At 43.0% G+C, this 15,973-nt stretch carries 7 protein-coding genes; 5 read left to right on the top strand and 2 right to left on the bottom strand.

Annotated features, from left to right (window positions below; translation table 11 throughout):
• The first annotated feature begins 310 nt into the window (after nt 1–310).
• The 3 genes from ACRD7P_RS06000 to ACRD7P_RS05990 all read left to right on the top strand — a co-directional run bounded on the left by ACRD7P_RS06000 (nt 311) and on the right by ACRD7P_RS05990 (nt 3,741).
• A complete protein-coding gene (locus ACRD7P_RS06000; RefSeq protein ID WP_430906612.1) occupies nt 311–1,681 on the top strand; it encodes an aspartate aminotransferase family protein in 1,371 nt (456 codons plus the stop codon).
• A gap of 45 nt (nt 1,682–1,726) precedes the next feature.
• Nucleotides 1,727–3,319: an MBL fold metallo-hydrolase gene (locus ACRD7P_RS05995; protein WP_430906611.1), complete on the top strand. Its 1,593-nt coding sequence runs from the start codon at nt 1,727–1,729 to the stop codon at nt 3,317–3,319.
• A 164-nt stretch (nt 3,320–3,483) separates the two neighbouring features.
• Nucleotides 3,484–3,741 (top strand): hypothetical protein, encoded by a 258-nt coding sequence (locus tag ACRD7P_RS05990; RefSeq protein WP_430906616.1) that lies wholly within the window; start codon nt 3,484–3,486, stop codon nt 3,739–3,741.
• Here the strand turns inward: ACRD7P_RS05990 and ACRD7P_RS05985 are convergent.
• On the bottom strand, nt 3,731–3,937 hold the full coding sequence (locus ACRD7P_RS05985; protein ID WP_430906610.1) for a LuxR C-terminal-related transcriptional regulator: 207 nt from the start codon (nt 3,935–3,937) through the stop codon (nt 3,731–3,733). The two genes, ACRD7P_RS05990 and ACRD7P_RS05985, sit on opposite strands and share 11 nt — an antisense overlap.
• An 865-nt stretch (nt 3,938–4,802) precedes the next feature.
• Between ACRD7P_RS05985 and ACRD7P_RS05980 the strand changes: the two genes are divergently transcribed.
• Both ACRD7P_RS05980 and ACRD7P_RS05975 read left to right on the top strand, forming a co-directional pair.
• Nucleotides 4,803–5,483 (top strand): response regulator, encoded by a 681-nt coding sequence (locus tag ACRD7P_RS05980; protein ID WP_430906608.1) that lies wholly within the window; start codon nt 4,803–4,805, stop codon nt 5,481–5,483.
• Nucleotides 5,484–5,621: 138 nt separating this feature from the next.
• A complete protein-coding gene (locus ACRD7P_RS05975; protein WP_430906607.1) occupies nt 5,622–6,548 on the top strand; it encodes a sensor histidine kinase in 927 nt (308 codons plus the stop codon).
• Between the two features lie 963 nt (nt 6,549–7,511).
• Here ACRD7P_RS05975 and ACRD7P_RS05970 read toward each other — a convergent pair.
• Nucleotides 7,512–15,932: an amino acid adenylation domain-containing protein gene (locus ACRD7P_RS05970; protein WP_430906606.1), complete on the bottom strand. Its 8,421-nt coding sequence runs from the start codon at nt 15,930–15,932 to the stop codon at nt 7,512–7,514.
• Nucleotides 15,933–15,973 lie beyond the last annotated feature (41 nt).

Raw genomic sequence — 15,973 nt, 5'->3', positions numbered from 1 at the left:
CAAACTCGACGTCATGTTCACGGCCTTTATCTATATCGCCCTGATTTTCGATGCAATTAGTGTTAACACGCCCTAGTGACTTCCTCCCGTTAAACCGGAAAGTTTTACCATCGCTTTTTTTAGATGTCTTTAAATACCAACATAAAGAGGGTTATCACCCATATGTATTGTTTTGCTAACCTTATATTATTATAAACGATTAATTACACTCAAAGAGTGTAATTGCCATATATTTTTAATCACAATTTTAGAAATTTAAGATGTTCAATACAGAACATTCTTTTTTGGCATTGTTATTAAAAAATGAGATATGAACTTAAGTAAATTTCATTTATCGGAACAAGCAAACATCAGTACCCCTCAAGTTCTAGGGTGTAAATCAATAATTTTGCTTTCTTTTCAGCAGAAAATAGAAGGCCGCATTTTTTCTTACCTAAAAAATATGCCCATTTCAATAAAACGCCCAAAAGGGAGTATTATAAAAGATGTTGACGGTAATCATTTTATAGACTCTTTTAGTGGTTGTGACGTGCTCAATGTAGGTCATTGTAATGAACAACATGTGTTTGAGTACGTTTCATCTCAACATAAAGAATTAATACATGCCCTAGGTTTCCCTACCGATAATAAGGTGAACTTAATAGTAGAAATTTTGGCACACTTGCCAAATGAAATACAGTCTCAATATAAAATTGTTTTTGGAGGACCAACTGGCTCCGATGCTGTTGAAACAGTCATAAAATTAGCAAAAATTAAAATTGGCAGGAGTGGAGTTTTAGCCTTTTCAGGTGGTTATTATGGTATGACGTCGGGGGCTCATGCCGTGAGCTCTGACACTGCATTTATGGGTAGAATAACCTTATTGATTCCTGATGTACATTTTGTTCCTTATGGTTATTGTTATCGTTGTCCTTTTGATAAAGAGGCTAATTCATTTGATATTGATTGTGTGAAACACTTTGAACGGCTTCAGGAAAATTTACATTCAGGAATAAAAACCCCGGCCGCTATAATTATTGAACCATTACAAGGAGAAGGTCGAAATATGTTACCAAAGGAAGTATACCCTAAAAAAATTGTAGTGATTTTCGATGAGACTCAAAGTGATTTTTTAAGAGCTGCTTCTTTCTTAGAATTTATGAATACCGAGGCAATTCCAAACATTATTACTTTTTCAGAAGAGTTTGGTGGTATCGGATTTCCATTATCAGGGTTAATATATAGAAAAGATATTGAGGCGTGGACATCTGGAGCCCATATCGATACATTTAGGGGAAATCAAGTAAGTATTGTAGTCGCCAGAGGTGCTTTTAGTTTTATAGAAAAGTACAATATTATAAAGCATATTTCTGATATTAGCAGTTACCTTTTTGAAAAATTGGAGAAACTAAAGGATCAGCCTCCTTTCATCGGTGATGTTCGAGCCCGTGGAATGATGATTGGGGTTGAATTTGTTCTTGATAAGTTTTCGAAGCGTCCCTACTCACAGTTTCTTAAGACGATAAGGGCGTCATGTTTTCAACGAGGACTTTTGTTCGAAGTTCGTGGCCTTTATTACAATGTTATGCACATAATTCCACTCTTAATTACTACCCACAAAATTACAGATAGAGCCAAAGGAATAATGAGGTTGTCTACTGAGGAGTCTATGTGGCAATTTGAAGAACTTAAAGTCTATTGAGTAAAGTCGATAAAAAAATTAAAATAACAATTTAGTTTAACTATTATGGATAAAATGTATTTAAAATTAAATGTAGCCTTAGAAGCTTTGGCAGATAGATGGTACGCTTGGTCGCATATTGTATCACCGGCTACATCAGCAATGAATATTAAAGAAAGACATTTGAAGATTATGGAGTCTTATATTAAAAACCCAAAAATTCATGCAGCTGCGGTAAAGAACCCAAAAATGTTAGGAGGACCTTTCATCGATTATGCTGGAGGTAGAGTTGAAGAAATTAAAGAATTATATGATAATACGTTAAGTAAGAGAGCAAACATGTTAGCTTTATACGATGCAATTAGTGATTTAAATACTTTACTTAAAAAAGAGGCTAAAGGTTTTTCATTGGATTCTTTATATCAAAAAGTACCTAATATATTAAAAGGCTTGGTAGAATTATATTATGATTTAAACAATCAACCAAATTATAGATTTTTTGAATCTTTATTATTTAGGAGTGAGTTTTATGATGAAACTGCACAATCTATTTCTCTTCAATTGGTAGAGTCAGACACTTCCAGATCTTTTTGCCTTAGTACGCCTAGATTAGACGATGATAATTTGATCCATTTGGATATTCCTTTTAGGAAAAGTGTAATTGATGATTTATTTAAAATGAAACGTCAAGCGGGAGATTATAAAGAAATAAAAAAAATACTAGATATTAAACCCCATCAGGAAGAACTTTTTAGCACTTTCTTTACGGAAGAGCCCCCAAAAAAATATCAGCCTTATTTGGGAGATGGTATTCGGACACGATATTTTGGGCATGCTTGCGTTTTAGTTGAAACAAAGGAAATTTCAATTCTAGTAGATCCAGTAATTAGTTATGACGGCTATGATTCAGATGTTAATAGATATACAATAAGTGATCTTCCAGAGGAGATAGATTATGTTTTGATTACGCATAATCATCAAGACCATGTTTTGTTAGAAACATTATTACAATTACGTCATTCAATCAAGACTATAGTAGTCCCTAGCAGTGGGAAAGGAAATTTACAAGATCCATCTTTAAGATTGTTGTTTGAAAATATTGGTTTTAATAATATCATTGAGCTTGACGATATGCAAACCATTAATTTAGAAAAATGTGTAATTACCGGTTTACCTTTTTTAGGAGAGCATTCGGATTTGGATGTCAGAAGCAAACTATGTTTTCATGTATCCCTTCATAACAAATTTAGAGTCATATTTGTTGCAGACTCTCGAAACATAGAGCCTAAGCTTTATGAAAGAATACAACGTATAGTTGGCGACATTGATGTTCTTTTCTTAGGGATGGAGTGTGACGGAGCACCCTTATCATGGTTATATGGCCCATTATTGTCAGAACCCTTGCCAAGAGAACAAGATCAGTCACGTAGATTAGCAGGTTCTGATTTTAATCAAGGAAATAGCTTAATAGAAATATTTAAACCTAAAAACGTATTTGTATATGCAATGGGACTTGAGCCTTGGTTAGAGTTTATTAGTTCAATTAAGTATACAGATGAATCTAAGCCTATTATAGAATCAAATAAACTTATTGATAAATGTAAGGAACTAGGAATAGTAGGTGAACGCTTATTTGGGGAAAAAACAATAGAATACTAATTGAAGACTTACCCATTTTGAAGGCTTACCTGGCTATATCGGAGTGATGGTGCCACCCATTTCGGTCAAATGGTGCCACTTTGAGAGATGTTCCAATAATAGTTAAAATTAGGTAACTAATCAGTTCAAATAAAAGTACCGAATAATTTGGATCTTATCTAGTATTGTCGGATCTTGTGTTTATCGACAATTCCAAGGCCATATCGGAACTATTAGTTGGTTTGCAACAGCTTGAGCATCGTATAGAAGTGCTCGAAAGTGACAACCTTCTATTGAGCAGGGAAAACGCATCATTACGCGAACGGCTGTCCAAGTATGAAAATCCCAAGAACAGCCGCAACAGTTCCATTCCCCCGTCCAAGGACGAGAACCGGCCGAGGAATACACTACTCCCAAACCTTGTAGCCTTCCCTAAAAAGTGAAAAGTACCTCTAGGCGCTTATTGTCGAAGCACAAAAGCTCTTTAAAGGTATAACCGCTCCCCTTGAAAAGGCGCATGTAGGTATTTACCGTGTTGCGGGAGATACTAAGGGCAATCCCTATTTTACGGTTGCTGTAACCGTCCAAATGCAAGGTGATGATCTGTTTCAGGTCCATTGGATCAAGTGTGTTGGCCATATCGCTTTTTAGGCGATAAGGTTACTCGATCTCTCAAAGTGGCACAAAACCAACCGTTTTATCCGTGTCCCAAAATCAACCGGCACAAGTCGAACCTAGATTATTGGCAAGGTTCGAACCGAAACGACTGGCACAATGACTCCGAAACAGGTGGCACAAATCGAACCGAATTAGCCAGCTTACCCTTTTGTAGCCTTCGTTTTTAGGGAAGGCTACATTAACAGGAGGAGGTCAAATCCAATTTCTCAGTTGTTCCTGAATTTTTAGAGGGTGACCATTATTCATCTTGGAACAACCTGAAACCGTTGCAAAAAAAAATTGTCATGTTTTTAAAAATAAATTATTTTTTTTAATGGTATTGTCCAAATTTCCCTAAATAAACCCATCTCTTTCAAATTATGAAATGACAATAAAGCATCATAATTAGTAAAAATAATAACATCTATTATCGTCAATTTGTTCGTAAATAAGGTATGAGAAATTTCGTTATTACAGAGCATTTTCTTATTTCAATACATCAAATACTTTACTTATTTTATAAGAAATAACCTGTATCGCAATTTGCTATTATAATATTGGATGTTTTCGCCCACTTCAATAATATAAGCTTAAACCAAAAGTGTTTTTTGAGGTTATTAACCTTGCAAGGTATACTATGCTCTAAATTTAAAAACATGTCTAATAACCACAGTGGAGATATCATGAAGCGTTTATTTCCTTTAAAAAACAAGCGACATAACGGCGAACGGTCGAAAGTACATTCCAATTTGATTCTTATGCAATTCAATTAAAAGATTCTAATCTACTGAAAAATATTTAAATAAATCGCGTATTTAAAATAGGGTTTGAAATCAAACAAAATTTTATGTTAACTAAGAAAAAATCAAAAACAGATAAAGTTCCAACGCTTTTTTTAATTGACGATCACGTCATCATAAGATCTGGGCTAAAATCAATATTCGATTCGTCAGCGGACTATCAAGTAATCGGCGAAGCAAAAGATGGACTTGATTCCGTAAATAAAATAAAGACACTCAAGCCAGATATTGTAATTACCGACCTCGAAATGCCAAACTTAAGTGGTCTCGATGTGATAAGGAAATTTAGAAAACTAAACTATCCAACAAAATTTGTGATTTACTGTAATTACCTTTCAGAAAGTGATTATAACAAGGCCGTGGCATTAAAAATTGATGGCCTTTTATTAAAGGAGGGGCTTTGGAGAGAGACCATGGTTTGCCTGCAGCATATTCAAAATGGAAAACAATACATAAGTAAAGCTTGTAAAAGCGTCTTCCACAGGATAGAAAATTTTGGCATCTCCAATCATCGAAAAGGAGCCATTCTTTCAAAACTCACTAATAAAGAGGCTAAGATTTTAAAATTAATTTCAGAACAAAAAACCACTAAGGAGATTGCCGGTCTTCTTTTCAAAAGCCCTAAAACTGTGGAAAATGTTAGGTATTCAATTTGTCGTAAAATGAAAATTTCAGGGCAAAATAGTTTGACCATATTCGCAATCAAAAATAGAAACATATTCGCGTAAAACAAGCTTACTGCCGCCTATTAAAAATATCTATTCCCTCATATGCAGCTCTCCTACAAAATAATTATTATATCACTCTTTTATTTTTTTTCAATCCTTGACAACCCATCTCTATTCATAAGTTCGAAACCACTTACGATGGGTAATAAAATCAATCCTTATTATATACCAAATAAGACCCAAAAATCTGAGACAACTTATAGTTTTAAAAATAACCTCTTCTTAATCCCCTCGGTTCTTGTTTTTATTATTAGTCTATCCTTAATCGTAATTTTAATAAAATTAAAAAGGATTTTTTACAAACTTCAAGTCTCACAAAACAATCTGAATATTCTTGAGAAAGAAAAACAAATGTTGCTACTAAGTAATTCGACAAAAGACGAATTTTTATATGTTATCGCCCACGATCTTAAAAGTCCATTGAATGCCTTGTCTATGATGATATCAACAGATGGGTCTAAAAAAAAATCGAAACTCAACTCGACATATTTGACGGATATTGAACATGATATAAATTCAATTAATCATTTGCTAAACTGTCTCCTGCATTGGGCATTGGAAAAAAAAAATAACATAGAAAGCAAACTGTCTCTATTAAATATTATCGATTTAATAGCAGAAAATTTATCTGCGGTAAGATCTTTTGCACGTCAAAAGAATATCAGTTTTAGAATCTCATGCTTGATCAAAAACGATATTTATATCGACAAGGAGATTACAAGTTTAATTATCAGGAATTTATTATTTAATGCAATAAAATTCAGTTACCCTGAGGGTATAATCAAAGTTGCTTGTTTTTTAGAAGATTCAAACATTATCATTTCGATTACAGATTATGGGAAGGGAATGGATTCTGACGCTAAGCTGAAAATTTTTACTGAAAAAACCTATCAGTATCAAAGTAGTCCTATGAAAGACGGAACGGGAATAGGCCTATTAATGTGTAAAGACTTTGCTGCCAAAATTGATGCGGAACTTAAAGTAGAAAGTGAAATAAATGTAGGATCAACTTTTTCACTTATCCTTCCTAACTATTCTATGCTATCAAAGATAAGTTATAGGTAACATACTTTTTGAGAATGAGAGGAAGTCAAATAGTCCCGATGCTCTTGTTATGGCCAATACCTAATCTTGGGAAGAGATCAGGTGGATTATAATTACCCCCATCTCTAGGACAGTTTTTTTTCAAAAATAAATGTGATAATGATGTTGAAAAGAGGGGGTCCGGGGGAGACTGACAACTCCCTTGTTTTGTTGAAAACTCTGTTTTTCATTGGCATCATTACGCTTTTTTCTTTTTCTGTTGATATACCGTGAACGGCCTCTGTCCATCGATTTGTAGCCTTCCCTAAAAATGAAGGCTTCCCTGTTTAAAGTACTATGACCGCGAAACGGAAAGGACACTGGTCTTTTTGACCAACAACTTTGAGCTGGGGGCCATGGAAGTGGCCATGCTCTAAAGGCATCGATGGTTCGTCGAGACCTTCTACAAGTGGATAAAACAGCACCTGAAGATCAAATACTTTTGGGGAACGAGCGTAAACGCCGTAAAGACCCAGATCTGGCTAGCCATCTCGGTATACGTGACCATCATGATCCTAAAAAAGGAGCTGGAGATCGAACGCTCGATCTACGAAATCCTACAGGTTTTGAGCGTCAACATATTTGACAAAGAGCTTATAAACCAGCTATTTGACAAAACCAATCTACAAAATTTCAAAGAACGTGATTATAACCAATTGAAAATGTTTGACTTATGACGCAACGCTAGTGGCTTAATACATTACGTAAAAAATTCATCCATAATATCTAAAGTCAAAAGACAGTCGATTGAAAAAGAGATGGCCCGGTAGCGTCTGTCTTTAGAAGGGTTCTCTGCCCGTCAATAAGTTGTAACCTCGGGCCTTTTTGGTAGCAGGCAATTCACTGTTAATATGGGGGTACAAAGTTTACTTAATTGCTATCAGACTAAGTTATTTAGTGATTTTTTGCAGAATGATGACGCTTTGAACTTAGGCTCAAACAGGCTCAATATTCACGCTGGTATGGTAAGCTTACCGGAAAATACCCTCGGTCCTGGCAATGTTTTACCATCATATCAATATGTTGTTGTGCTAGTGGGGGCCAGTCAAAGCCAAGTTGTTTCAATAAAGTAAGCGTACGGCCTGATGCTAACCTGAAATAGGTAAAGGGCTGATCTGCCTGGATAAACTCCTGATACCTAAACAACAACCCATCGATCACCTCTTGATATTTTTCGTGGTGGTCCAACAGAAAGCGAAGAAAATCGGGCAGACTATTGAGTGTTATCTCATATCCGCAATTTGACAAGAATGTTACAAACTGCGCGGTGTCGGGTGTTTCAGGGTTGTAAAGATGGTGGGTCATACCATGCAACGATTGCTTATCAAACAATCGCAATACAGCCTCTGCTACCTTGTCTACATAAGAAAATTCCATCATCAGGCCGATAGCCGGAACATGCCCCATATCTATAAAGTGTCTCAAAGAATGATAGAAGGCATTGTCTGCCATATTTTCCTGAAACCGGCCCGTACTGGAATCAAACATCACCGATCCTACCCGATAAAAGGTCACTTCTGGTTCATTGGCCAACATCTTTTCAGCGGCAAGTTTGGAACGTACATAAAAATTGCCTGCCTCTTGCCCTACGTCGCGGTCATACTCGGTATACAACATGTAAGGCTTGCCGGGCACCTTGCCACCAGCTACACTCATGGTAGAAATATGGTGCATACTTTTTTGCCTGCCTTCTCTGCAAAACGCCAAAAGCCTGCGGGGTCCATCTACATTGACCGATTCAAAATCGGCGTGTGTGCCATAATGCCGTACGTTGGCCGCCGAATTGATAATACAATCTACAGCACTAGCCAACTGCACGTAGGTTGCTTCATCAAGGCCTAGTTTTTCGGAGGCTACATCACCTGCCAATACTTGTACGCTATCTAGTTGACTATTGACCCAATCATTGCCAAAGTAGTAAGTCATTTTATCCTTTAGCCGCCCAAAGGCCTTCGCCGGGCTTTCACCACGCACCAACACTGACACTTTGGTGGTGTGATTATTCAACAGCCCTCTGAGCAAATAGGCTCCTAAATATCCTGTAGCACCCGTGAGTAAGATATGTTGATAGGCTGCTGTTGCTTGCAGATCAACCCCTGATAGCTCCTCCTGATACTGGCTATCGTATGTCTGAATGGCTGTTTCAAAGTAATCTTCAAAACGCGCCATCTCTTCTTCGGTGATCTCAGGCTGGGCATCTAGACTTTCTTTTTCCAACAACATGCCCAGCGTGGCTACCCGGTCTTGCGCGACTGCCCGTAGACGTTGTGACATATCAGATAGTTTTGGGTAAGCAAACACATCGTTGATATGCAGCATGTATATGCCCCTGAGTTTGTTCACCAGCCTAATGGCTTTGAGCGAGTTGCCTCCCAACTCAAAGAAATCAGATTCCACGCCCAGGCCACTTGTTCCAAGTACTGCTTCGCATGCTTCTACCAGTGCCTTTTCTTCCTGGGTTGCTGGTGGCCTATCCGGTTGCTTCTCATCCTCATTAGTGAGTGGTGTATTTTGCAATGCAGCACGGTCTATTTTTCCTGATTGGTTTTTGGGCAATACATCAAGCAAACGCCAGCGCTCAGGCACCATGTAAGCAGGGAGTTTTTCGCGCAGTTTGGCTTGCAAAGCAGCACTTTCCAAGGCTTTGTTACCAGCAACCCATGCCACCAATTGCATAGCTTCACCCTCGCCCCATGTGGTTACGGTTGCTTCGCGCACTTCCGGTAAAGTACCAAGTGCCGTAGCCACCTCGTCCAGCTCTATACGGTAGCCCCGTAGCTTTACCTGATGGTCACTACGCCCGATGAATACCAGCTCACCCGTTTCCAGCCAATACCCCATATCGCCAGTGTGGTATACCAGGCCTTTGGTCAGGGCAGGATGGGAGGTAAATCGTTGCTGCTGTAGTTGCGGGCGGTTCAGATAGCCCAGCGCCACCCCACGCCCCGCCACACATAGCTCGCCCGGTACGCCAATCGGTACTGGCAAGCCGTTGGTATCCAGTAGCCACACTTCGGTACCCGGCAGTGGCTTACCTATACTGTGGGAATGGGCACGGCGATCGCCCACTTCTTCAAAGGTACTATTGACAGTAGCTTCGGTCACGCCATATACGTTGACTAAACGGCTGTCTTTGGGCATTACTTTGCGAAAATCTGCTATCAGGCCATCAGTCAATGCCTCCCCCCCTACCAGCACCATCTTTACCGGAGGCCGTAGGCCTGCTTCAAGGCAATGGTCAAGCACCAGACGTAGATAAGCAGGCGTAATGTCGATGATATCAGTACCAAAGTCACAAAGTGCCTCAGTGTAGGCTACCGGGTCACGCCGTGTTGCCTCATCGATCATTACCAGCGTACCACCATACAACAATGGCGCAAACAACTGCTGCACCGAAGCATCAAAAGTATAGGCCGCTGTGAGCAGTGCCCGTGGCGTACCTTGAAAATTCTTGTAGAACAACCCATCAAGCCAGTTTGCCAAGTTCAATACAGAACCATGGCATGTGAGGCTTGACTTAGGCAGGCCGGTAGTACCACTCGTATAGAGGGCATAAGCCACCGTCTCAGCGGTAGTTTGAGGCATCGCCTCTATATCAGGGGCAGCTGTGGATACCCAATCCTCTATATGGGCTACTGGCAAACCAAAACCCTCCATGGAGCGCGGGCCATCGGTTAAGATCAAGCCAATGCCTGCATCCGATAGCATTTGTTGTTTTCGTGCGTCGGGATAGTCTGCACTCACGGGCACATAAGCCGCACCCGCTTTCAAAATACCCCACACGCCTAATGGCAGCCACCGCGAACGCCCACACACCAGGGCAATCCGCAATGGGGCTGGTAATCCCATCGCCAGAATATGTTGGGCAATACGGGTGCTTTGTGCATCAAACTCACTCAAAGTGAGGCTTGATACCCCATCAACCAGTGCAACTTGGTCTGGGTCTTTGGCAACCTGACTGGTCAGCCTATCAACCAAACTATGTGTAATAGTAGACTCAACTGGTACACCTGTGCTAAACGTTTTAATGATTGCCGCCTCCTGCTCAGACAACATCGAAATCGATTTCAAAGGCTTTTCAGGATTCGCGGTAACTGCCAACGCAAGGGCTTCCAGGTGATGCGCCATCCTCGTTACACGCTCCGGGCGAAACAAGGCTGTATTGTATTCAATGACCAGCAATAGGCCTCTGGGTGTATCGTTGAAGATAAATGATAGGTCAAACTGGCTCGCTTCATGCTGGTCTTCCACAGGTTCGGCAGTCAAACCGTCCATCTGCAAACTGGCCGTGTCGCCAGCTGCCTCGGTATTGAGCACTTGCATCATCACATCAAACAATGGCGACCGGCTTGTATCACGCTTCAGGCGCAAATCGTCTACCAACTTGTCAAACGGGTACGATTGGTGTGTAAGCGCTTCCAGTGTTTCGGATTTCACCTGCGACATCCATTCGTTAAAAGATCGTTCTGGTGCTAACTGGCTGCGCAACGCCAGTGTATTAAGGTATAAGCCTAATTGCGATTCAAGTTCAGGGTGCTCTCTGCCTGCCACTGGCGTACCCACGATGAGGTCTTGCTGGTTGCTATATTTATATAGCAACAATTTGACAAGCGCATGCAGTGCCATAAACAAGCTGGCCTGTCCTTGCTGGCTGAGAGATTTGAGCTGGTCACTCACCACACCGCCCCAATCAAAGGTCACTTTGCTACCTTCATAAGACTTCACCGCCGGGCGAGGCTTATCAGTGGGGAGATTGAGTGGTGCCACTGGCCCGGAGAGTTGTTTGAGCCAATACTGCTGGTGGTTTTTCACGCTAGCACCGTCCAATTGTAGGTTTTGCCAGGCTGCTACGTCTTTGTATTGCAAACGTAGGGATGGTGTTTTGGGGGTATTGCCAGCTTTAAAATCGTTATAAGCCTGCGTTAGCTCACGTGCCATGATGTTGAGTGACCAGCCATCACTAATAATGTGGTGTAAGGTTAGGGTCATCAGGCAACGCTGTGGCCCCAACGTTGTCATACGGCAACGCCAGAGCGGCCCTGATTGCAAGTCGAATATTGTCGTTGCTTCTTGCCTGGTCAACGCCAACACTTCCTGGCTACCGCTATCGGCACCTTCCAGTTGGTCCCATGATAGGTTGGGAGTAAAGTCATCTATGCTTGCAATCACCTGTCTTGGTTCCCCCTCTAACAGCACAATGGAAGTACGCAGAGCATCATGTCGTGCAGCTACGTACCTTATCGCCTTTTCGAATGCTGCCTTGTCCAATTCGCCATGTAACACATAGGCCCACGGGATATGATAGGCAACGCCCGAAGCCTCATCGAACTGACTCAATACCCACAATCGGTTTTGCGCATGTGAAAGTGGATAACTGGCAGCTTCTGGTACCAATGGTATTTGTACAACCTTGCTTTCAGTATCTCCTGTCTGTGCCTTCTTGTCTATCAAAGTCGCCATTTGGCCTACGGTGGGGTTTTCCAAAACATCTTTGAAGGCCAAGGCCACTTTCCACTTTTTCTTCACCCTGTTGATCAGCCTGCCTGCCAACAGTGAGTGCCCACCCAGGTTAAAGAAGTTATCTCTCAGGCCAATACTGGGCGATTTCAACAAGTCGTACCATATCTTAAGCAATGCTTTTTCCTGTGCACTAGCAGCTGAGTCAATATGATAATTGGGTGATTGCTTTCCGTGAGCATGTTTATGGGCAAACCCTGCTGCTCCCTCGTTTACAGCAAAAAATGGGTTTTGCGCAAACTGTTCCAGGCTTATATCGCCAATCAGTACCTGCGCCCCCTGGTTATGACCGGCCATACACAAAGCCTGAATGCCCTCTTCGGTTTTCCATGCGCGCAATGGTGCCATCCTGTTTTCGTAAGATTCCACCGCTACCCTTTTGCCCATGCCTGTTTCGCCCCAGACACCCCAGTTGATCGCCATAGCAGGTAGCCCTTCGGTACGCAAGGTAGCGGCATAAGCATCTTCAAATGCATTGGCCATTGCGTAATCTGCCGTATTGGCTTGCGGCACGATCGCATTGAGCGATGAGAACAGGATGAAAAAATCCATAGGTTGCTTCTTCGCCCATTGCCCTAAAACAACACTGCCCGTTACTTTGGGAGCGAGTGTGTTTTTAAACCCTTGACCGGTACATTTGTTAGCCGGGCGTTGTTGGCCAAGTACTCCAGCGGCGTGGATCACGCCATTTACGCCATCTAAGTCTTTCAATACAGCTTGCAACCCTTCCGAATTGCCCATGTCTACAGCATGATACGACACCTCACTGACCTGATCGCACAACGCTACCAACCGGGCAAACTTTTGGTTTTGATCGGCAAGCCCCCGCCATGATGCCTGCTCAGGCAATGCAGACCGTCCTAAAATGACCAGTTTGCCTGCTCCATCACGCGCCAATTGCTCACATACCGCCAGGCCAATACCTCCGGCACCACCAGTAACCAGGTAAGTACCTTCTGGTTTACCCAATGGCAATGGATCCTCCGTTTTGGACATGGGCAATGCATCGAGCCGTGGCACATACCGCCGTCCTGCCCTGTAAGCTACAAAACGGTGCAATGGATCAGCAGCAGCTTCATTGACCAGGTAACCTACCGCCTCATGGATTGGGCAACCCTCTTGAACATCTATACCCGTGACCTGCAATTGAGGAAAATCACTTTGCATAGCCCTTAACCATACACCCTGTGCATGTTTAAAGGGGGAAGCTTGCTCATTTTCCAACACCGCCTCCGACTGACTAGATAATTGCCATAGTACAAACCCCGGGGTAGCAAAACGGTCGTAAAATACGTTTGCCAATACCTGACGGGCCAACAGCAGTTGATTTTGTTGCTGCTCAATGCTTTCCATGGTACCTGTACCATCCACAGGAGCCATCTCTACCATCGCAATGCCACCGATCTCTACTGCCTGTTGCCGCAGGGCACCGTAGAGCTTACGCACTTGCGTTTCACTGGCCATATCCAATTGATAACTCACCCCATGGCTTGTTGGTTTTTCAAAAGCAGTGCCATGCATCACCCGTACTACTTCATTGCCTGCATCCTGCAACCGTGCATGAAGCATATCGGTAGCCTCATCATGCTCCCCCAACAACAGCCAGGCCATATTTTGTGGTATTTCGCCCTCCGGCATCGCAGTACCTTCTAACCAGCCAGGTTTGTAAAACCACTCCTCAGGGCCACTCCGTTGCAGGCTGTCCGCTCCTTTCACCCAACAGTGGGTACGCTCAAAAGGATAACCGGGCAAGCCTATGCGTTGGTAATTTTTGAAACTATACAATGCCTCCCAATGAATGACCGCCCCTTGCTTATAGCAAGCACCCAGCCATGCCATCATCGGTGCAAAACTATCATTGTCTAATGCATGTACCGGAAGCTGTGCATCGAGCAACTGAAGGGTATGGGAAATCTCACCCGCGCCGCCTGCCTCTACCACTTCTTCGCCTGCAGCAAGTTTGGTATCGATAAAGGCTTTTAGCTTTTTAGGCAACGCCTTATCAGGCGTGTAAGCAAACCCCTTCGCGTCATCCAATGCCTCTTTTAACCCTTTTTTGCCTTGTAGTACTGCTGTAACCAATTTTCCGACACCCGTCCCCATGATTTTTTTGCTGCCCAACCCAAGCTGGTCGAGCAGCTTATAGTAGCTGTAGCGAAATGCAAAGCCTCGTTGCACGGCATCTTCCAGCTTGCTGCCTGTTGCCTGGCAAGCCTCCCAAGCCACTCGGAAAGCAGGGAAATGCAATGCCTGTTTTATCAATGCATCGCCCGGCTGCCAGTCCCCAGAAAATACCACCCACCGTCCGGTAACGGTCTTGGTTTGATTATCAGGCACAAAATCCCGGAGTTGGGCGACCAACTCCGGAATATGTTGTGCTACCAATACACCACGGGAAGTATAGTGTGTACGGCCTGCCGACAACGTAGCGGCAATTGCTGACATCTCAGTGTGGGGGTTGCCTTCCAGCCAATCGGCCAAGCGTGTTGCCTGGAGCACAAGTTGTGCCTCTGTATTGGCAGAGAGTAGTATTGGCCCAACAGGCAAAGCCCGTGTATCTTCGTCTGCTTTTTGGGTTTCAGGTGCTTCTTGCAGCACTACATGACAATTAGTGCCTGATATACCAAATGAATTGACACCTGCCAACCTGGTTTGCCCCTCAGGCACGTCCCAATGTTGCAAAACCGTATTGACATAGACCGCTGAATTGATAAAATCGATAAATGGGTTGGGTGAAGACAAATGCAAGCTTGGGAACAGCTCTTTATGATAGAGTGATAGCACTGCCTTGATCAATCCGCTAATGCCAGCGGCAGAATCTGTATGCCCAATGTTGGTCTTGACTGCCGATATGGCACAAAACTGTTTCTTGTCCGTCAATGTGCCAAAAGCCCGGCTGATGCCCTCTACTTCTATGGGGTCGCCTAGTTTGGTACCGGTGCCGTGCGCCTCTATATATCCTGGCAATTGGCCTTCCAGCCCTGCTTTGCGCCAGGCTTTCTGGATAACCTCGGCTTGCGCATCGGCACTAGGCGCAGTGAGGCTACTCGAACGCTGGGCATCTTGGTTAGCTGCCGAACCCTTGACTACCGCATACACTGTGTCGCCATCCTCCAGGGCTTTCGCCAATGGTTTGAGCAACACCACCCCTACCGCCTCACCTGCAGCAGTGCCGTTTGCAGATTCATCAAAGGTTTTGGCCAGCCCATCGGGGGACATGATATCTACTTCGCTCACCACACCTCTGGTAGCAGGGAAAAGCGATAAGTTGACCCCACAAGCCAAGGCCAGCGAGGCATCTTGTTGGCGCAGTTCGTTGCAGGCCAGGTGCAAGGCCAGTAAGGAGGAAGAGCAAGCTGTATCCACCATCGCCGCAGTACCGCAAAAATTGAAAAACCGGGATACTCGCCCTGCAGTAGTAGGATTGCTGGTACCCGTGATCAACATCGGGTGCAGCTCGTCGCTCAACTGGCCGTAAACCTGCTTGGTACTGCCTACAAACACCGCAGTATCGGTACCCGAAAGTGCCTCTAGCGCATAGCCAGCATGCTCAATAGCCTCATGTGCTACTTCCAGCAAGAGCCTTTGGTGCGGGTCCATATAGCGCGCTTCCCCCATCGATATACCAAAGTAAAGATGGTCAAACTTGTCAATATCCTCTAAAAAGCCAATCACCTGATAGTCTAAGTGCGGCATCAGTGTAGTGTCCCGCTTACGATCGATAGAAATTTCACGTACGCTATTACGTCCTCCCCGGAGGTTTTCCAGGTAAGCCGTAATATCAGCGGCTTGCGGAAACCGCCCCGCCATCCCAATAATCGCTATGTCAGTGTCCTTGATATTCATCATTATTTAGGCAATTAATCGTTTTAAATAAACCCTTCATATTC

The organism is Maribacter sp. 2-571 (assembly GCF_050589625.1).
GTDB lineage: Bacteria > Bacteroidota > Bacteroidia > Flavobacteriales > Flavobacteriaceae > Pelagihabitans.
The sequence above is the reverse complement of the archived record's forward strand: the minus strand, read 5'-3'. Positions and strand labels throughout refer to the sequence as shown.